Below are 19,738 nucleotides of genomic sequence, written 5' to 3'. Positions count from 1 at the left end.
TTAACTCCTTAATTTTTAAAGCTATGTTGCAGCCATTTCTGATAGTGGTCTTGAATAATGACGGACGCCCACCTTAAATAGCTCTTATCTTAGGTGGGCGTCTATGTTGGTGAGCTAGATTTTTTTGTAATACCTCATTCAACCAAGGAGCGTATGCGACGCAGAATGCTGTGTTATAGGTGGTTGTGAACCGAATTTCTCGAATATAGAAAGGACGTCTCTGAGCGTTTTATTTTATTTTGTGGTCTCTATTTATTCTTTATCCTTTTGTTTTGTAATTTCTATCAATCGATATATTGCATGTTCAATATCTTCTGATTGTTTTAATTGCTTATGACCTGTAACACTAATATCAAGAACAGCAAAAAATATTAAAATTAATATGATAATAATTACTATCATTTCAAACCACCTTTAAATTATTGTAAAAGACGTTGTGATCGTAATACCGTATAACGTCCTTGTATTAACGAACTCGAAAGACTCAAGTGGAGCGCATTGATAATTAATTAATCCTTTTTTTTCTTTTCAAATAATCCCAATAAGAATGTCCAACTAATAAAGCTCCAGGACCAAATATAAAAATAATATTTGTGAAAATCCCATATGCAACAAAAAATAAGAGACACCATAAACCTATTAATATATTTCTTTTTATTTTCATTCTTTTATATTTCTCTTTTTTACTCAAAACACTGCTAACAAATAATCCTATTATCAAAGTATTTATTATTTGAATCATATACCCTCCAGATTTGTTTAAGTATTGTTTTCATCTTTTTCTTCATATTTCGGATATTTGAAGTATGCAATAATGATTTCTATTAAATATAGTCCTAACACTAATAATCCAATAATCAACGGTAGACAAAGAATTTTGTAACTCTTTGTTTCAGTAATAAATATTAAATGGAATTTCTCAAAACTCGTATTAATAATTTGAAGGTTTGAAATTTTTATATACAATATTTGCTTTTGTATTTCACTAATAAAACTGTAAAAAGAACTAATAAAACTCATTACATAAAGCAGTTCCGCCCATTTATCAAATCCAAACTTCTTCATCTTTGAACTCCGTTCTACTATTTTCAGTACTTGCAATTAACATTCTTGCATTAACGAACCTGCGCAAAGCAGGTTGCTCTCAGCTCCAACACCCTCAAGCTCACGTCAGCGAACAAGGGCCGTAAGACCCGTTGCGTGAATGCGTTGTTAATTGATGTCAGCGACTTCTTCAAGTTACTTCAAAGAATTATTTCTTTCGCGTTCGATGTTAAACTAACTATCGTTCCTCAATCTTTGAGGATCTTCCTCAAAATTTCGTCAACTAACCAAAATAAAAGTGCAGCTATTATTGTTACCCCAACAAGAAATAAACTCTCAAAGAAAAAAGAAATCACTAATCCAGCTATTAAACCAAATGTACTATGAATAAATAATGCCACTAGGTTTCTTTGTATTCCGTTTAATTTTTTTGTTAGATAATCAGAAAAGCTAGATACAGGTACCCCAATTAAAAGGATAAATGGAAAAGCACCTGTAAAAAGAACTCCAATTGCTAAGAAACTTGTACCTTCTGTTATCGAAAAAAATAAAGTAAGAAATATTCCAATTAACAAAGTAGTTAAAACAAACCCTAAAGATTTCCTTAAAAATATCAAAATACCCCACCCTTATCTTAAAGAGTTTGATTTTATTAATTAATAACCCTCACAGGTCCTCCTAAATCCATAGTCCTCTATGCCGATATTCTTACTTAATACCTTTCCACCGATTTCTTATGATGTTTTTGCATTCACGAACCCGAAAGGCTTAAGTGAAGCATAGCGCAACGGGACGACATACTTAGCCTTGCAGGGTACTCTCCTCTGCCAAGTGCATCACCGAGGAGCGAATGGCCCGATGCGTTTATGCTGTATCAGAAACTATGACCGACTTCCTCGAATTAAGCCATGGACGGCGGCCTTCATGCTTTTTACTCAAATCCTAAATACTCTTGTGTGATTTATTTATGGGGGTTAACATCTAAGGTGGGTTTCGGCTTCAAGATATAGCCTCATTGTGGACTTCTTGAACATGCTGGGGAACCAATTTTTGTTTATTATATTTTAACATGTGTTTCCATTTTTTGATGCTCTTAATTTTCTTTATCTTTCGCTTTATCAGATGGAATCAGCCCTTTTTGAAATACTTACAAAATCCTTGTCAATTCTAGACTTGCAAATGTTTTTTCGGAATATATTTTATCTCCATGCATTCCATTAACACTATTAAATCCTTGGTTGATCCAAAATCTTAAAGCCGGCCAATTCTTTAAGATACATTGCAGGGTTGTCACGTAAATCAGCTTCTCAGACGAAAACTTCACCAGTTACCGAGGAGCTTATGCGACGACGAGCTAATGTGGTGTTAGAAATGTTGGTGACTTCCTGAAATACTTAACAATCGCTGCGTTCTGCAAGCATTTCATTAATATCATGTAATTCAATCCTATCTCCGAGTTCCCTTATATCAATATATTCATTTTCAATCACAATTCTCAGTTCATTATTTGCAAAAAATCGCAATATTCTATTTGCTTCTTTGTTTATCTTTTCACTGTAGTCTTTTAACTTGACTTTATCTTGTTTCAAAACTTCTATATATTCATCAGATGTCGTGATGTATACTAGTGCTATGTATCGAAGAAAAGTATATCCATCACAGTAGTCATCATACAAAGCTTCCAAATTCTCTAAGTATCCTTCTGAAGTATCAATTAATTTCTCTAGACTATTAATGATACGTTCTTGTTCAAAGAAGCCTATATTTATTAGTCCTTTTATCTGTTTTTTTGTATCTTCTAATGCATATTTGTTCTTATAATCTCTAGATATCAATTCGAAATATACAGATTTCCCAAGGATTTCTTCGAGCTCTTCATGGTTGTATAGCCATTGCTCTAACTCACTTAATGTTATTGTTCCTTTAAGGAATTTATATAAATATCTATGGCATTCTATTTCGTCAATCATCTATTTATCACCAACTTTCAAATCTCACCGATTTCTCATAACGTTATTGCATTAAAAAATTTATTCACCTTTTAGAACCCTATGTATGCCTCTTCCAATTGCTCCATAACTAGCTAACCCGTAGAATGAAGCATATTTCGGTTTATAATCTATCTTTTCTCCATTAATATCATAAAAGGTATTTCTGTTTTCATAATTATCAAAAAAACCAAATTCAGTGTTCTCTTCAAGATCAGAAACGTTTAAGTTTTGTACCGTCTCGTAATAGCCCTTTAGCCATCCTTGATTATTCACTACCGTTGGAGGTAATAAAAAAGAATATCTATCAAGATCATCCGGAACTTCTTTGTTTTTTGACTCATAATTGTAAATGTAAATTAAATTCATATTTTTGTGATTTTCATTCTTAGTCTGTAACTTAGTTTTTATTACTTTACAAAAATAATAGGATCCTTCGAAAGGTTGAACAACAAAAACATCACCCACAACCGGTCTTTTCCTGCTTTTAGACATCTGAATTAATTCTGTAAACTCACTATTCAGTTTGGTTTAATTCTCATTTCCCCCTCTTTTAGCCGAAGGAAGTTCTGGAAGCAGCCATTGCATTTAAGACGTTCTCAAAATAGCTATATACTTCGTCTGCAATTCCCAGAAACTCTTCAACAGGCACATCACTATCCAAGTAACAAGCATACAGATAATCAACTAAAACGGAGTCAATCTCGCAATAGTTGTTTATGGCATTCTTCATCTTAATAATGTCATCTTGCCATACACCTGTATCTTCTAAAACCAAAGAATATAATGCACGAATTAATTTCTTAGAGTAGCCTTTAATATATCTAGTTTTCATTGTTGTATCACTAGCATTAGAAAGTAAATGATGTATTCGATCTATTTCTTTCTTGGTCTCTGTATTTAAATCTAGAATGAATTCTGGAGAGATATTTATCGGTGGTACTTTTTCACCAACGTCTTGACCATATATGCATACACAAATTATCTTAACCCAAAAACCCCACTCATTAGGTTTACTTAATACATCGTCAATCGAGCAAATTATCGTATCAATCTTAGTTACTAATGGATATTCTTCCAAAAGCCTGTCTTTAATATTTGTCAATCTTTCGTAATCAATATCTTTGGGATTTGCACATACAATAGTAAAGTCTGCATCTGACAAAAAAGGTTTAGCCGTTCCTTTTGGAATCGAGCCACACATATAAATGCTATCAATCTTATCTTTAAATTCGGTAAGTATATTATCTAGATACTGATCAACAAAATCCCTATATTCACGTTGTATTACAATTCTATTAATAACTTTTTCTAATATCATATCGACTCCTCCTAAATTAAGTACTTCTTTCGGCTAGCTTTCATGCATTAACGACAGACGCCCACCTTAGATACGCATATCTTAGGTGGGCGTCTGTGTTGGTAAGCCGACTTCTCTGCTAATTCTTCCAACAGAGGGTCCAAGCAACGATGCGTTAATGCTGTGATAATTGAAGCTACCGCCTTCTGTGAAAAATCCATAAACTCGTTACTCATTTTGATTTTTCTTATTATCTTCTGTTTTAGTATATTCGTCAAACTCATTCTCGATATGCTTATTTTTCTCATCATTTTCTTCTTCATTTAATAACTCAGATTCTAATTCCTTTTCGATCTCTTCATTTGATACCTTAGCTTCTTCTCTTTCTTCAATTCCTAGTTTTTCTTTGATTTTCTGAAGATCCGTTTCTATTCTTTTATTTCTTTTATAATTACTTACAACCACACCACAAATAACACTTAACACAATCAACACTCCATAAGGACCTAAATAAATTGAAATCAAAAACGTTAAGATAATAATCACTATTGTCGTCATTTCAAGTTCCTTAATAAGGTAATTTAATTTATGAATGTAATACATCTTCCTGAGAAGCATACTTAATTAAACTGTTTGCTGGTATTTTCACTTAACGTTCTTGTATTATCGAACCTGCGCATAGCAGGTTGTCACGTGAATCTGCTTCTCTGCGAAAAACATCACTATTAAGCGAGGAGCGAATGTGACGTGGCGCTAATACTGTGTTAGCTGTATGTAGTTATCTAGCCTTCTCTGATTTACGTTCAAAACCATTCGTATCATTTTCTTCATGTTTGGATTTTTATGTTTTCATGCTTTTCCAAAATTTATATTTCACCTTTCAACTTTTGGGAGCATCTTAACTTCAAACTTGCTTTTAATTGGACTCTCTTTTCTCTTTGTCTTTACTGTTTTGATCACTTAATTTCTTTAAAATTTCTTTTTGAACCCTCAACATATTCGTTAATGCCATTAAAATAATTCCTAACATTATGAATGTTACAATCTCTCCTGTGAAAAATGAGACCACTCCTAGAGCCAGCACATAAATTACATAAATATAATCTTTCATCTTCCCTTCATTACCTTTCTCTTTATCTATTGAATCTTCTGTCAGCTGCCAAAAGCATCAAAGTGACCAACGCTCAGCCGCTGCGTGAAAACTGAGTTAGCTGATGCTCCTTTTTCCTCGATTCACCTATCCATATAATCATTTCAATACCATCCCGGTCTTGTTTCTCCATTTTTATAAATACGTACCACATCAGGATCATAATTAACTGGAGTATCAGAAAAACAAAACCATATTGGACCTTTTGATGTCGGAATAATCGTTGCATCTCTTAATAACTGGTCCTTGTATTGGATCTTTAACTCTTCAATATCTTCATCATTCATTACACCAAAAGTTAACGATACAAGTTCATCATCGTTTGCAGATTCCTTAGTAGGTAAATTTGTAAAAGCTCTTGTTAGGATTTGATCGGTTTCATTAAATTGTTTACTACCAAACCCATATATCCATTGATATTTCGATCTATTTTTTGTTACTAATCCAACCGAGAATATATCATCTTTTCCGTAAAAAATAATATTATTTCCTATGTTTTCAATAATGTAATAAATCTCATCATAATCAATACCCGAATAATTCATCGCTTCTTCTACTGTTGTGTGGTCATTTGGTTTAACTTTTTGAAGATTAATAAAAATCAATGCAATCAATAATAGAAAAATTATAGATGTGACTGCCTTAGGCTTCAGGTAACTCACCTCTTTTTATGTTATTTAAGTTTAACAGAAGTAAATGCCTTCTCGACTATTCTCACAAATATGATTCTTCATTTTTATAAGCCAACGTCTTTATCTTGTCTTACATTACGTTTTGAAAACTTACTATATAACTTAATAATTATGAGAAGAAGTGTATAAATGATAAGTGCATTGATAAAGTAATTAAGAATGTTTAGATTAACCCTCTAATAAGCCAACGATCTTGGTGATAATATGTTATAAATGAAATTGGAAAATCATATTTTATACCCTTCACACCTTCAGGACTACCAGGAAAGATAAGCATTGTTATTAAAGAAATCCAAAGAGAATAATTTAAAACCTTTGTATTTACATTCATAAATACCTCCTGTTTTTTAACTTCTTTAGTATCTTCATTAATTTTGAACTCATTTCTGCTAACGTTTCTTGGATTCACGAAGCCGAAGGGCTTAAGTGGAGCGTAGCGTAACGGGTCGCAGACTTTGCCTTGCTGGTTTAGCATGTGAATCTGTTACCTGCCAACTGCATCGCCGTGACAGAGGAGCGTTAACGACGATGCGCTAATGCGGTGTTATCTGAAGTGACAATACATCTTTGTATCAATCATTATAAATCCATTCTTCTTTATAAAATCTACCCCTTGTACTAGTTAAGTCCTCTTCAATATTTGTTACAGGTATATCAACTGACCGATACCATGCTGTAAAAACTTCTTTACCCACTTGGTATTTAATTTCACAAATAGTGTTATATCTTTCAACTTTGTCCTTAAATGGAGTATTGTCACTTTCATTCTTATTGATAGATATGATGACACCATTTCGAGCACTTATTGACTCCTTTATTGTATTTTCTATAGAATTCTTCATTCCTATATACAAGGGTATCGATAATAGAAAACATATGAAAATAGTTAAAAAACAAATCCCAAAAACTTTTTGTTTATCATTCCTGTAATGAAATAACAATACAAATCCTGAAATCATAGTGATTATAAGTAAAAAAACGAATATGCTCTTTATCATTTGATATCTCCATCTATTTGATTTTATTGCATTTCAGAATTTCAAAAGTTTGGGTTATTACTTTATGTACTCCTTGTAAGCCTTCAATCTCAATATTTTCTTCCTCTTCAACAATCTTTAGATTGTATTTTTGGTAGTATTTTCTCCAAAAAGTAACTGCTGGCTTATTCGCCTCAAGCTGACTAATACTAAACTTTCCTTCAAACTGTTTTAATACCTTTGCTACACCTTTAGAAGCAAGATTCATGCCTCGATACTTCTTTAGTAAAAATAACTCTTGTACAGTATAATCAATTCCCTCGGGTACAAACGGAGGTGAACAGATTAATATAAAACCAATTGCTTTTTCTTCGTACTGAAGAAAGAAGGGATACAACTCCTCCCTCTCTAAGTATAAATAAGTATTGGTCGGATCAAATTCACCGTTATCTTGCGGGTCTTCACCTGTATACTGCGATAAATCATACAGATAAAGATTATATAGATTTAGGAATTTGTCCTTTTGGTCTAATTGAATTCTTGTTACTTCTATATTCATTAGATATCACCTTTTTTTTATAATTTGCTTCCATTTCATATATCGTTCTTGCATTAACGGACCCGAAAGGCTTAAGTGAAGCGTAGCGTAACGGGTCGGTAGACTTAGCCTTGCAGGGTTGTCACGTGAATCAGCTCTCCATAAATTCTCCTTCCTTCGAAGGGTCAACACCTAGGCTTTGAACGACGATGCATTATGTGATGTCACTTGCCTTCTTCTAGTGATCTAATAATTTTCCTGTTGGTTTTTAATACTTTTACTTTAACTTTATAGGGGGCTAAGAAACTACAGATTTGTTTGCGGTTTGTATTATTAAATTTATGATTCCAGATGAGCATTTTTATCAGACCTCCTAATGTTTGCTTGTATGTAGATCTTTCGACGCCTATTCGTTGTTTAATAAATCTCATAATGATTCTGATGTGTCGAATCATAACATTAGTATCCAGGTAATAAATTATATCTGCTCTTGAAAAGCTATCGGAAAGCCATTTATAATAAACTCCCTCTACAATCCAACTATCATTATCAATTATTTCATGTAATAATTTATCCCTTACGTCTGGAGAATTCTTTCCGGCGAATTCCACTTTACTACTCCACATTACTGTGTCTAGTTCATAATATTTTATATTCAACTTCTCTGACAAAGCTTGAGCGAGATATGTTTTTCCGCTACCCGTTGAACCTATAATATGGATTCTTAAAAGTCTAGACATATTTAAATTCTCCTGTTTATTTAAACCAAATAATTGGATTCCCATTCCCTTAAAAATTGTATTGTACGATCGAAATAATCATCATTTATCCAATCTAACCCCCAAACATCACCATTACCCATATGTAACCCCATCCACCACAGTTGTCGTATTGAAACAAACAAAGGGACAATATTCAAATCTATTGCTCTTAAATGTTTTATTTCCTTATATCCTTTAAGAAATGCTTCCCATATTTTATCCTCTTCACTATTAGGCTCCCCACTTTTTTTTGTATCCCATCTATATACTGCGATATCGTAGCCTCTCCATCCAACTCCACAGCAATCAAAATCAAAGAAAGTTAAATTCTTTTGGTAGAAATGAACATTTCCATTACCTAAGTCCCCATGACAAATACCCCAATCTAAATGATTTAAGGATAATTTTAATACTTGTTCTTTAAGTTTCTCTCCAAGAGTTTTCAAATATATCCAATCAGAGGGACGTTGTTTTAAGAACGGTTTAATGGTTATGAGAGGTCTATCGATCAAATGCTCTAAATCTATATCAAATCGATCATATTTACTTTGAAAGTCTTCGGTTAACGTATGGAATTGTGCTACCTTTCTTCCAAACAAATAACTATTCTCTTCATTTACTAAAAAGGGTTCTCCTGGCACAAAGGTAAATAATACAGCAATTCTGTTAATCCCATTTACTATGACTTCATTTATTAGGGTCCCATCTTTTTTAGAAATTGGTGTGGATAAAGAAAAACCTTTTCTTTGAAGATGCATTAAAAGTTCTAACTCGAAATTAATCTCATTAACATTCCTCCACTTTGGTCGATAAACCCTTAAAATAAATTGATTATCATTTTTTATTGATACTAAATAGGTATCATTTAATCCCTGACTAATTAATTGAAATTCATTAACCTCATGAAATCCGTAATTAGCCATAATTTTTGAAACATCAATTTTCTCTAATGCCATTCTATAGATTCCTCCTAAAATTTTTTAGGACATAATGGATTGGTATCTCTAAACTCCGATTGATATTTCTTTCTGATAAATGGTATTTTCACCCGTTCTTCCGAATGTCGTATAACATTGTTGCATTCACGGACCTGCGCATAACAGGTTGTCATATGAATAAGCTTCCCTGCCAAAAGCATCACCAATGACCGAGGAGCGCATGCGACGGTGTGTTAATGCTTTGTTATAAGATATGCTGGCTTCTATGGTATCCTTACACTAGAATGTATCTACTTCATAGATTTGACTAGTTTGATTCCAAGGGTGATAGCCTTCACCGATTTTCTTCCAGTCATACTTTTCATAATATCCCTTGTGTTCCGTGCATAAATACAACTTATCAAACCCTAATTTTTTTGTTTCTTTCCTACCGTGTTCTAACAATACGGATCCTAATTCCTTCCCTCTCATATCTTCTTCAATATATAGTGCGCATAAGTATGGAAATAAATCTTGTCTACTTACAAAATCATTCGTTACTAATCCATATCCTCCTATTATTCGAGCACCTTCAAGCATTAAATAAAAACGAGGAAGACTACTTTGGGTTGTTAAACTGTGAATAATACAATCTCGATAAATTCTTTCATCAATTCCCCAACAGTCAGTAAAATATTTAATTGCTTGTTCAACATAATTTGGGTTATCTCTAATTCCTATAATACAAAGTTTCATTATTTTCTCTCCTAAAGGTTTTTGATATATCAGCCATTTCTTAAAACGTCTTTGCATTAATTAACCCAGGAGCCTTAAGTGAAGCAAAGCGGAACGGATAGATATATTTAGGCTCGCAGGCTTATCAGCAGCATCTACTTCTCTACCAAAAGCTTCTGCTGACCGTGGGACGAATGTCCCGATGCATTAATGCAGTGTTATACGATATTAATGCCTGATTCATCTTACAAACGTGTTTTTCACTCTAACTGATTTCAAAAAATAAGGTATCCAAATTAAACATATCAAAGTAGATTGAAATAAATCTCTAACAGAACTACCATCTTCTAATTCCTTAGCTAAAGGGATCATTTGCATTAGAATATAGTCAATTACACCTATTAATAAGCTTCCAGCGTAAAAGATGATCATTAGTTTAGGAAGCATACGTTTCTTAGAATAAAAAGTGAATAATACATAAATACAAAATCCAATTAATAAAGTGTTATAGATTACTTCAAATATAATTAATGGCCCCCATAATTCGTGATAAAATTCAGATTCTCTTGATGTTAACATAGACCATGTCTCAGAGTTCAATGTTGGAATTGAGTAAATGAACAATTGTATACCTGTTAAAATTAATGTCCCAAAAATTCCAATTTGAACAAGAATAAGCCAGCCTCCAAAACCTGATATCCCAAGTGGCTTTGAAGCATTTATATTTTCTTCACGTTTCGTTTCCATCGAGTAACACTTCCTATCTTTTATAATTGCTTTGCATGAACCTGAAAGGCTTAAGTGTAGCGCATGCGAAACGGGTCGTAGACTTAGCCTTGCAGCGTTGTCACATGAATCAGCTTCTCTGCCAAGAGCACCACCTGTGACCAAGGAGCGTGTGTGACGATGCGCTAATGCGTTGTTAGCTGAAGTTATTACCGTCTCTAATCTACTATTCCAAAGGTGTAAGCCTTACTTTCTTTACTTTCAAATTATTGAATCTAATCTGATCAATACCCTTGTCCCAGCATTCATCCATCATCTTGTTAAAAATTCGCGATATTAGAATGCTGTCCCCCAATGCGTCATGCCTTTGAATGTCCGTATCATCGATCATATAATAATTAATCAAGAAGTTAGTTGAAACAATTTCAGTATATTCTGGGTGTAAGTATGTAAACAGTGCTTTCGTATCTATTACTAGGGGAGCTTCCAGTGGTTTATTATTTCTTCTACACTCTTCGAGTAAGAGTGGGAGATCATATTCATATCCAGCTTGTGTTACTAATACGCATCCACTGAAGAAAGTAAAGAATTCATCTATAACATCTGAAAAGGAACGAGCGTTTTCCACATCCTTGTTAAAAATGCCGGTTAGTTTTTCAATGAGTTCAGGTATTGGTTTTGGTGGTCGTACGAAAGTCTTATATTGTTCAACTATTAAACCATCTTTACCAAGTATCACTGCTCCAATTTGCGTTATAAAATCATTCAACTGATCCGGTCCAGTTGCTTCAAAATCAAACACACAGAATTTTCTTGTTCCTATCTCTTCAAGAGAAAACTCATTAATGACATACTCACTTTCAGATAGATTTATTACGTTCATTGCTTCCCCTCTTTCTTCGTATTACTTAAATTTTACGTTCAATACTATATAGAGATTGTTTCGCATTGAATCTATATAGATTACTTTCTAATATCATTCCGACTCTTTCTAAGAGTCTACAAGACGATATATTTGCTGTTTGTGTTTCAGCCACTAATCTTAAAAGTCCCAATTCCTTAAATGAATAATCAATTATTGTTTTAAGTACTTCTGTAGCATATCCAGAGCCCCACCATTCCGGTAGAAATTGATAGGATACTTCAATATTCTTTCCATCATGATAATTATCCAATGTCACGAGACCCATAAATTCATTATTAGCTATTAATCTGATAACCCAATAGTTAACATAGGTATTGCTCGAGTTTCCTAAAATTTCTTCGAACTTATTCCTTAATAGAATCTCATCATCAGTTGCTCCTCCGAGATACTTTCTAACTTGATGATTTGTATATAGTTTTTTCAATTCATCATAGTCACTGTCTTGTAATTTAAATAATCTACATCTATTTGTTTCTATCATGATATTCTCCTATCAGATATTGTTTTATGATTTTACGAAGATTCCTTATAACGTTTCCGTGTTCACGACGTCCCAACGACTTAAGCGAACGATAAATTGAACGACAGCGATGCGGTTAGTCGGTGCGGATGTGTCTCGGCAATTACTTTTCCGAACTTAACTACCGTGACTAAGGGGCGTATGCCCCGATGCGAGAACACATTGTTATCTGATGCCGACGACTTCATCGATTCACTTACAAGGCAGTTCTTCAAATTCTTCTTTCAATATTGCCATTCTAATGACATCCCGATATCGGCCATTTTTAAATAGTTTTTGTCGCATTCTTCCTTCTTCCTTAAATCCACATTTAAGATAACATTTATAGGCTCGAGCGTTATAATCATAGACATCAAGTTCTATTCTATTTAAATTTAATTCCTCGAAAGCAAACTTTTGTAATACTCGAATTGCTTCACTGCCATATCCTTTACCTAAATATTCTTTTTTCCCTATGACGATAGCCATTACAGCAAATCGGTTCTTCCAGTCAAAGTTAAATAGATCTATTTGACCGATGTATTCTAAAGAGTCTTTTTCTGCGATGACAAAACTTTTGGTACTAGATTTTCCTTCCATTATCACGTTTAAGTAAGTCTCTGATTCATTCCTTGAATGAGGATACAAGAAAACATCAGATAAAGTGTTAGTTATTTCAGGATCATTAACCCATTGGCTTATACTATCTAAATCCGAAATCCGATATTCTCTAAGAGCAATTCTGTCGCCAAGTAGATGTGGCATGTCTAAAACATCCTTTCAAGTTTTTTAACTTTATCGTCGGTTTCATAACGCTCTTGCATTAACGACGTATGCCCACCTTAGATAGCTCTTATCTTAGGTGGGCATCTGTGTTGGTGAGCTTGCATCTCTGTAAATACCTCTTTCAACCAGGAGCGCATGCGATGATGAGTTTATGCAGTGTTATAAGATGTGGGGGCCATCGAAGCTTTGCTTACAAAATTAGGTATCCTTACTTATTGAATAGAACAATTCCCCGTTATAAAATTCAAATTCTTCCGGCAATTCTGAAACCGTATATTCATAACTAAATCCTAATTTCTCTAGTACTTTCTTAGACGATATGTTTTCTGGCTTTACTACTGCAGTCAGTTTATTCAATCTAAGGTTATTAAAACAATAATCAATTAGTCCTTGAAGTGCTTCTGTCGCATATCCTCGACCCCAATAATTCTTACCAATTAGATAAAACACTTCTTTACAATTGTGGTTAAAATCTAAGCATCCAACTCCACACCATCCAATATGACTTCCGGTGTCTTTATCCGTGATTACAAATGAATACTTAAACCAATCTGCTGTAAAGTTAACTTCATAGCAACTAATCAACCAACTAAAAAGATCCTTGTATTCTTCCAAAGGCATAACATCCATTGGCAAGAATTGGAATAACTCTTTATCTTGCATCAAGTGAAAGGCTTCCAAGAGATCACTCTCTTGATATGGTCTAATAATTAGTCTATCTGTTTGTATATTTGTCTCTTTGATCATGCTTCACTACCTCCTTAAATATTATCAATTCTTGTGGAGGTTATTTTATTGGTTTCAATCGCATTGCCCCATTTCTTATAACGTTCTTGTATTCACGAACCCTCACTGCCTTAAGCGCGACTGCGCGGGTCCGACGGATACCTCCCGGCGAGGGCGAATGCCCGATGCGTGAATATGGTGTTAGGCGATGCACCTTCCCTCAATCAAACTTGCATCTTAAAACATAAACTTCTTGATTTTCTTTAATAACACTCTTTATATCATTGCTTGATGCCATATGGTCTTTCCCATTATTTCTTATGATCATTCCTAAATCAGTAACTTCATTTATTCCTGTTGATATTTCATTTAATGCATGAGTCATTGTACTTTCAAATTCGTTAATCGTATTCTCGTATTGTCCACTACTAACGTTTCCATTTTCTCTTAATGCCAACGTCCATATTTCTTGACTAGAATGTACTCCAGTTGTTGTTAAGTACAACCTATACTCTCTAGATTCAGATAGTTCTGGAACTTGACTTCCCATATTCAATATTGTTTCGTACAATTCCCCATCTCTATAATAATCAATCCAATAGTTAATTTTTTGTACATTTACATTCCCTAAACTAATTTGAAAAACCATCGAATTGTTTGTACCTGCTGCTTTTAGTATCGAGTATTCTTCATCTAGGCATCAATAACTATATGATTATTAGTTTTTGTTTGGCTAGTAATCCTTTCATTACTATTAATCGTATTATTTACGTTTGCCTCACATCCTACCAACAGGCATGTAATCACAACTATAGAAACTACTACAATAAATTTTTTCATTTCAAATCTCCCCTGGTTTTCACTTTCGCAAGTGGTTTCACCTAACGTTCTTGCATTAACGAACCCGAGAGGCTTAAGGCACCGGGTCCAGCGGACTTGGCCTCGCAGAGTTGTCTGCCTGAACCCTCTTCTCCGGATTCCAACGGGCAGACCGAGCAGCCAAAAGAGCTACGATGCGTGAATACAGTGTCAGCAGAAGTCCCTAGCTTTCCCGAATTGATGAGATAATTGCACTAACTCGCCTTTATATCCGATCTTTTAATCTAACTTAATTTTCGTTTATTTTATTTTGTATTGATGATCAAAACATTCACTCGATGTTACCGATTAATCATGTTTAGCTATTTTTCTTTTATGTAATATTCTCACACAAATAACACCGACAATGATATATATCAAAGTAACCCAAAATGAAAACAAGTTTGGGTTTTCAGTTGCTGTAATCCAAAGTGGTGGTGAATTAGTCTCCAAAGAATCTATCATATGAGGGTCAAAATTACTCTCACGATATACAATTGCCCATATTTGATAAATCTTTGATATTACGTAACCTATAACCAAACCAATCAATGCTCCTAAATAATAATGTGGGTGAATCTTTTCCATAAAGCACCTCTCTTTCTCAAAAGTGATTTATTATATGTTCTCGAGGATTTCTGCTAACGTTCTTGCATTAGCGAACCTGCGCACAGCAGGTTGTCACATGAATCTCCTTCTCAGCCAGAATCATCACCAGTGACCGCGGAGCGTATGCGACGATGCGTGAATATGGTGTTAGACGAAGTAACTGACTCCTTGAAATACAAAAAGACACCAAGCTCTTATACCTGATGTCTTTTAATCCAGAGTTCAATATCAACTTCAGTTAAGTTACCTTCTGCTATGCCAGTACCTAAATCAACTAATTCCTTCTGAGTATATTCAATTCTTATTTCATTTAATTTTAGTAGTAAAATCATGGTTGCAATACCTATTCGCTTGTTTCCATCTACAAATCCGTGGTTTTTTATTAAAGCGTGTGTTGTTACTGCGATCTTTTTATATACATCAGGGTATAAATCTTGCCCTTCGAAAGTCACAAATGCTCGACCAATAGCACTCACAATCATTCATCGATCTCTAATCCCATCACTTCCACTAGTTGGTTAATAATCTTTATGGAAATGTAGAAGTTGTTCTATAGTTATTGTCATTGTCTTCATTATTTCGCTAACTCATCAAGTGCTTCTTTATTTTCATGTATGATGCTGTCCATTAAGCTTTCAATCTGTTGGTCATTCTTTCTATTCAAAAACTCAACAAAATCAATTATTTCTAGTTGTTTTTCGTGGGTTAGTTTTAAAAAATCTTGAACTAATTTCTCCTCAAGTCTCATTCAAAATACCTCAAATCCATTTACTTACATTATACTCTACATGTATAAAAAATACACTTCTGGTCAATCAATTTAGAATCCTGTTATTTCATATAACGTTCTTGCATTAACAAACACGAAAGGCTTGAGTAGAGCGTAGCGCAACGGGGCGACAGACTTAGCCTTGCAGGGTTGTCACATGAATGAGCTTCTCTGCCAGATGCATCACCATTGACCGAGGAGCGCATGCGACGATGCGTTAATGCAGTGTTAACTGAAGTTGCTACCTTCTTGACTACGCTTGATTTCTTTAGTTTCCTTATACCTTCTAAATAAGTTTTTAATATCTTGGTCATTGTTTATATAATTTTTGAAAACCCCACTCCAATGAATAAAATTCTTGATTCTAACAATATTAATGTTGCAAAATATCAAAACTTTTAATATAAGTTTCGGTCGAAGACTATCTTGGATCGTCTTAAGTCTTTTAATCCCCATTAATAATGTTTCATATGATACCACTACTACAAAAGCATAAATATAAAATACAAAAAGAAGCGACAATGCAATGGGTAACATTAAATCTTCAATACATCAAGAAATATCAAGTTTTCAAATTCTAAAATAAATTTTCGTACAGAGTTAATAAAAATCACTAAGACCAATATTGATAATAAAGTATTAAAGAAGTTCTTTAATATTTTGTCTGTTCTTGTCCTGATATTTAGGAGATGAATGGATAAGAGAAATAAGTATAGAAAAAAATGTTCGGAGGAAGGGGCGCGACAGCGGCCCGCAGCGTGAATGCGGTGTTATGCGATGCCAGTGCCACCTCGAGTTACTTACAACGTATTATAGTTATTAGGATCCTTTAAAACTTCCTTAAATAGTTTAATTGGTTCCTGGTAGTCTATAGGTTTATGAATGAATCTGTTTAACCACTTTAACCGTTCAAAGTCACTCTTAAAATCATCCTCAACAAAGAACGTAACTTCTTTCATTGTTCCTAAAACACTTCGATTATTTGTCTTTGAAATAACGATTTCACTGCAAAATTCAAAGTATTCAATAATGTGAGCCTTATTAACACCTTCTCTGAGTAGGTAGTCTTTAAGAGTATCTAGAAATTTCTCTTTCAATCTCTCTAACTGACCGGTTCTTACTCCATTAATAATGATAGATAATTTCGTCATATCATTCACAAAGACAATGTGTTTTCGTTTATTCAAATTGTATATATTCACATGCCAACTCAATAATCTAGGAGCATTATCAACTTCAATCGGTAATGTCTTCATATCTTTCAACAGATCTTTTGTTAGTCTAAGAGTGAGCACTTCGTCACTCTCCTTTCTGGTTCTGGTTTCGCATAACGTTCTTACATTAACGAACCTGCACTTAGCAGGTTGTCACGTGAATCACCTTCTCTGCCAAAAACATCACCAGTGACCGAGGAGCGTATGCGATGATGCGCTAATGCTGTGTTATATGATGGAGTCACGCCCTCATCGAATTACTCTTCAGGTAGGTTTATTCTATATATTTCATTTCCTTTTCTATCAAAAATGATCTTTGCTTTTGTAAATTCAAGCTCTGTTTCCTTAACTGGTTCTAATACTAAGAAGTACTCTCCATCGGGAACATCAATTTCATATATCTCATCATCAATACAAGCTTTGACTTTTCCGATGTTTTCAATGTTTCGACCAGCAAGTTTCAAATATTGTCCTTTGTTGGTTTTAATTATTCTTTCTCTTATCGAATTTGTCCCATGTCCTACAGATTCAAATTTATATTTGTTATTCCAGCCTCTTCTTAGTTCTCCAGATCCCAATACTCCATTCATATCAAAAACAAAGTGAAATTTATTATTAGTTAATTGATATATCTTAATTTCGATGTCAGCTTCTAATCGTTTTTCAATTTCCTTCTCAATTTCAAATATATTATTATCAATCGAGTATTTACTTGAGAAATCCAAATTAAAGATTGAACCAACTATAATCAGTCCTACTATTATAAATAGAGTTTTTTTCATATCTCTCCTCTGAAATGCAATACGGATTTGTATACGACTCTTTCATACAACGTTCTTGCATTAACGAACCCGAAAGGCTTAAGTGGAGCGCAGCGCAACGAGTCGGCAGACTTAGCCTTGCAGGATTGTCACGTGAATCAACTTCTCTGCCAAGTGCATCACCAGTGACCGAGGAGCGCATGCGACGATGCGTTAATGCGGTGTTATATGATGCCAGTTCCTTCATTGATTATCTGCTTCCACAATACTTAATACTTTTATATTCTTTGCATAAATAGTTAATAAAGAATAATCTCCCCAGGAACTTATAAAGGAATATTTCTTACTTTCATTTAATTCATCCTCAGTTATTGAATCAAATTCAATCATTATTGTTCTTAAATCTTCACTGTCATCCACTTGTATATGTTCAACATCATTCCCAATAGATCTGTTATCAATCATTCTTATATAGCCAATAAACTCAATTACGAGTAAGTTCTCATTCCATGTTTTATACGATATTTTTACTTTTTCATTCATAGGTTCTATCTTAATTACTTCTCCATCTGCTAAAGAAATATTTAGTAAGTGGGTAATTATCATTCATAAATTCCCTTCTAGTGAGGTGTTGACTTTATTGCACTGGTTTCATATAACGTTCTTGCATTAACGAACCTGCGCACAGCAGGTTGTCACATGAATAATCTTCTCTGCCGAAAGCATCACCAGTGACCGAGGAGCGCATGCGACGATGCGCTAATGCTGTGTTAGACGGAGTGCCTCCTTCGAATTACTATCGCAAAATCTTTTAACTTTAATCAGTTCTCGTGTGAGAACATTCCTTAGATAAAAACGCCCTTAACTTCAATCTGTTCTCGTGTGAGAACATTCCTTAGAAAAAACGCTCTTAACTTCAATCTGTTCTCGTGTGAGAACATTCCTTAGAAAAATGCTCTTAACTTCAATCTGTTCTCGTGTGAGAACATTCCTTAGAAAAGTGCTTTTAACCTCAATCAGTTCCCGTATGGGAACATTCCTTAGAAAAGGCTTTTAACCATCATATAGTTTTTAACCTTCGCATTACGTCTAACGTTCTTGTATTCACGACGTCCAACTCCCTTAGATAGCTCTTATCTTAGGGAGTTGGATATGTCCGGCTGACTTTGCTTCCTTGCAAATGAATCCACTTCTTGGAAATCTCATCTTCCTGCTTTGGCCGGACCAAGGAGCGATAGCGACGCAGCGTGAATACGGTGTTAGACGAAGGATCACACCTCCTTGAATACACTGTCAAAATACTCTCTATAATAATTCACTATCCATTCATTGAATTTAACATATAGATCTCTTAGTTTTTCCTTATCTTTCGAATGAATGATACATCCACGATCATCATACATATGAAATAATATTTCCTTCTCTTTGCTTATAAAATATACGCTTTGACCTATTGATGGCTCTCTTCCCTGTTCATAATGACTTATACCTTCAAGAATTTCTTTATATGGTAATGAAGCAACCTCATCTGCCAATACACTGACTTTATACTCATTTTTTATTTCTATTTTATTCCCTTCATTATCCTCGTCTTCATCTAACTCAAATAATTTTTCCTCTTCAATTGTTTTTCGATTGAATCAATTTCATAATGCACTTCTCTAAATAAAGTCAGACGAACAGAATTTCTGAAATCTCATTTTTGAAGCTTAAGCTGCTTGTTGGTTGAATTGTTTATTGATGCGATCTACTGCTAATTTCGT

General features: G+C 34.0%; 29 protein-coding genes and 1 pseudogene. All 30 read right to left on the bottom strand.

Translation table 11 applies throughout. From position 1 onward, the window contains the following. Window positions 1–252 precede the first annotated feature (252 nt). Window positions 253–402 (bottom strand): hypothetical protein, encoded by a 150-nt coding sequence (locus tag M3180_RS09315; protein ID WP_251667124.1) that lies wholly within the window; start codon window positions 400–402, stop codon window positions 253–255. 103 nt (window positions 403–505) lie between these two features. Further along, entirely contained in the window at window positions 506–742 is a 237-nt protein-coding gene (locus tag M3180_RS09310) for a hypothetical protein (RefSeq protein ID WP_251667123.1), read from the bottom strand. A gap of 17 nt (window positions 743–759) precedes the next feature. Beyond that, window positions 760–1,065: a hypothetical protein gene (locus M3180_RS09305; protein WP_251667122.1), complete on the bottom strand. Its 306-nt coding sequence runs from the start codon at window positions 1,063–1,065 to the stop codon at window positions 760–762. A gap of 227 nt (window positions 1,066–1,292) precedes the next feature. Continuing rightward, window positions 1,293–1,661: a hypothetical protein gene (locus M3180_RS09300; RefSeq protein ID WP_251667121.1), complete on the bottom strand. Its 369-nt coding sequence runs from the start codon at window positions 1,659–1,661 to the stop codon at window positions 1,293–1,295. A gap of 777 nt (window positions 1,662–2,438) precedes the next feature. Further along, window positions 2,439–3,014 carry a hypothetical protein gene (locus M3180_RS09295; RefSeq protein ID WP_251667120.1) on the bottom strand — a complete coding sequence of 192 codons (576 nt, stop codon included), beginning with the start codon at window positions 3,012–3,014 and terminating at the stop codon, window positions 2,439–2,441. Between the two features lie 60 nt (window positions 3,015–3,074). Then, window positions 3,075–3,500 carry an immunity 26/phosphotriesterase HocA family protein gene (locus M3180_RS09290; RefSeq protein WP_251667119.1) on the bottom strand — a complete coding sequence of 142 codons (426 nt, stop codon included), beginning with the start codon at window positions 3,498–3,500 and terminating at the stop codon, window positions 3,075–3,077. An 85-nt stretch (window positions 3,501–3,585) separates the two neighbouring features. Further along, window positions 3,586–4,353 carry a nucleotidyltransferase domain-containing protein gene (locus M3180_RS09285; RefSeq protein ID WP_251667118.1) on the bottom strand — a complete coding sequence of 256 codons (768 nt, stop codon included), beginning with the start codon at window positions 4,351–4,353 and terminating at the stop codon, window positions 3,586–3,588. Between the two features lie 207 nt (window positions 4,354–4,560). After that, window positions 4,561–4,890, bottom strand: a complete 330-nt coding sequence (locus M3180_RS09280; RefSeq protein ID WP_251667117.1) for a hypothetical protein — start codon at window positions 4,888–4,890, stop codon at window positions 4,561–4,563. A 358-nt stretch (window positions 4,891–5,248) separates the two neighbouring features. Beyond that, window positions 5,249–5,443, bottom strand: a complete 195-nt coding sequence (locus tag M3180_RS09275) for a hypothetical protein (protein WP_251667116.1) — start codon at window positions 5,441–5,443, stop codon at window positions 5,249–5,251. A gap of 143 nt (window positions 5,444–5,586) precedes the next feature. Beyond that, window positions 5,587–6,096, bottom strand: a complete 510-nt coding sequence (locus tag M3180_RS09270; RefSeq protein ID WP_251667115.1) for a hypothetical protein — start codon at window positions 6,094–6,096, stop codon at window positions 5,587–5,589. Window positions 6,097–6,337: 241 nt separating this feature from the next. Further along, a complete protein-coding gene (locus M3180_RS09265) occupies window positions 6,338–6,505 on the bottom strand; it encodes a hypothetical protein (protein WP_251667114.1) in 168 nt (55 codons plus the stop codon). Window positions 6,506–6,746: 241 nt separating this feature from the next. Beyond that, window positions 6,747–7,172, bottom strand: a complete 426-nt coding sequence (locus tag M3180_RS09260; protein ID WP_251667113.1) for a hypothetical protein — start codon at window positions 7,170–7,172, stop codon at window positions 6,747–6,749. A 13-nt stretch (window positions 7,173–7,185) separates the two neighbouring features. Next, the gene (locus M3180_RS09255) at window positions 7,186–7,710 is read right to left on the bottom strand and encodes a GNAT family N-acetyltransferase (RefSeq protein WP_251667112.1); all 525 of its coding nucleotides are present in this window, start codon (window positions 7,708–7,710) and stop codon (window positions 7,186–7,188) included. A 203-nt stretch (window positions 7,711–7,913) separates the two neighbouring features. Further along, window positions 7,914–8,429 (bottom strand): P-loop NTPase family protein, encoded by a 516-nt coding sequence (locus M3180_RS09250; RefSeq protein ID WP_251667111.1) that lies wholly within the window; start codon window positions 8,427–8,429, stop codon window positions 7,914–7,916. Between the two features lie 20 nt (window positions 8,430–8,449). Continuing rightward, the gene (locus M3180_RS09245; RefSeq protein WP_251667110.1) at window positions 8,450–9,406 is read right to left on the bottom strand and encodes a phosphotransferase; all 957 of its coding nucleotides are present in this window, start codon (window positions 9,404–9,406) and stop codon (window positions 8,450–8,452) included. A 261-nt stretch (window positions 9,407–9,667) separates the two neighbouring features. Further along, window positions 9,668–10,123: a GNAT family N-acetyltransferase gene (locus tag M3180_RS09240; protein WP_251667109.1), complete on the bottom strand. Its 456-nt coding sequence runs from the start codon at window positions 10,121–10,123 to the stop codon at window positions 9,668–9,670. A 219-nt stretch (window positions 10,124–10,342) separates the two neighbouring features. Next, complete coding sequence (locus M3180_RS09235; RefSeq protein WP_251667108.1) at window positions 10,343–10,849, bottom strand: DUF2569 domain-containing protein; 507 nt, start codon at window positions 10,847–10,849, stop codon at window positions 10,343–10,345. Between the two features lie 205 nt (window positions 10,850–11,054). Then, entirely contained in the window at window positions 11,055–11,711 is a 657-nt protein-coding gene (locus M3180_RS09230; RefSeq protein ID WP_251667107.1) for a 3'-5' exonuclease, read from the bottom strand. 25 nt (window positions 11,712–11,736) lie between these two features. Continuing rightward, complete coding sequence (locus M3180_RS09225; RefSeq protein WP_251667106.1) at window positions 11,737–12,234, bottom strand: GNAT family N-acetyltransferase; 498 nt, start codon at window positions 12,232–12,234, stop codon at window positions 11,737–11,739. A gap of 231 nt (window positions 12,235–12,465) precedes the next feature. Then, a complete protein-coding gene (locus tag M3180_RS09220; protein ID WP_251667105.1) occupies window positions 12,466–13,017 on the bottom strand; it encodes a GNAT family N-acetyltransferase in 552 nt (183 codons plus the stop codon). A gap of 219 nt (window positions 13,018–13,236) precedes the next feature. Then, entirely contained in the window at window positions 13,237–13,785 is a 549-nt protein-coding gene (locus M3180_RS09215; protein WP_251667104.1) for a GNAT family N-acetyltransferase, read from the bottom strand. Window positions 13,786–13,984: 199 nt separating this feature from the next. Next, a pseudogene (locus M3180_RS09210) lies at window positions 13,985–14,446 on the bottom strand (YgaN family protein); the annotation flags it as partial. An 11-nt stretch (window positions 14,447–14,457) separates the two neighbouring features. Then, a complete protein-coding gene (locus M3180_RS09205) occupies window positions 14,458–14,604 on the bottom strand; it encodes a hypothetical protein (RefSeq protein WP_251667102.1) in 147 nt (48 codons plus the stop codon). 327 nt (window positions 14,605–14,931) lie between these two features. Continuing rightward, window positions 14,932–15,210: a hypothetical protein gene (locus M3180_RS09200; RefSeq protein ID WP_251667101.1), complete on the bottom strand. Its 279-nt coding sequence runs from the start codon at window positions 15,208–15,210 to the stop codon at window positions 14,932–14,934. A gap of 215 nt (window positions 15,211–15,425) precedes the next feature. Then, the gene (locus M3180_RS09195) at window positions 15,426–15,713 is read right to left on the bottom strand and encodes a type II toxin-antitoxin system death-on-curing family toxin (protein ID WP_251667100.1); all 288 of its coding nucleotides are present in this window, start codon (window positions 15,711–15,713) and stop codon (window positions 15,426–15,428) included. A 92-nt stretch (window positions 15,714–15,805) separates the two neighbouring features. After that, on the bottom strand, window positions 15,806–15,979 hold the full coding sequence (locus tag M3180_RS09190; RefSeq protein WP_251667099.1) for a hypothetical protein: 174 nt from the start codon (window positions 15,977–15,979) through the stop codon (window positions 15,806–15,808). Window positions 15,980–16,800: 821 nt separating this feature from the next. Beyond that, window positions 16,801–17,295 (bottom strand): DUF6933 domain-containing protein, encoded by a 495-nt coding sequence (locus M3180_RS09185; protein ID WP_251667098.1) that lies wholly within the window; start codon window positions 17,293–17,295, stop codon window positions 16,801–16,803. A gap of 176 nt (window positions 17,296–17,471) precedes the next feature. Beyond that, window positions 17,472–17,996 (bottom strand): hypothetical protein, encoded by a 525-nt coding sequence (locus tag M3180_RS09180; protein ID WP_251667097.1) that lies wholly within the window; start codon window positions 17,994–17,996, stop codon window positions 17,472–17,474. A gap of 222 nt (window positions 17,997–18,218) precedes the next feature. Further along, complete coding sequence (locus M3180_RS09175) at window positions 18,219–18,581, bottom strand: hypothetical protein (protein WP_251667096.1); 363 nt, start codon at window positions 18,579–18,581, stop codon at window positions 18,219–18,221. A gap of 665 nt (window positions 18,582–19,246) precedes the next feature. Then, window positions 19,247–19,600, bottom strand: a complete 354-nt coding sequence (locus M3180_RS23035; protein ID WP_432806927.1) for a DUF3885 domain-containing protein — start codon at window positions 19,598–19,600, stop codon at window positions 19,247–19,249. Window positions 19,601–19,738 lie beyond the last annotated feature (138 nt).

Origin of the sequence: Paenibacillus camelliae (assembly GCF_023715345.1) — a bacterium.
Classification (GTDB): domain Bacteria; phylum Bacillota; class Bacilli; order Paenibacillales; family Paenibacillaceae; genus Pristimantibacillus; species Pristimantibacillus camelliae.
The sequence above is the reverse complement of the archived record's forward strand: the minus strand, read 5'-3'. Positions and strand labels throughout refer to the sequence as shown.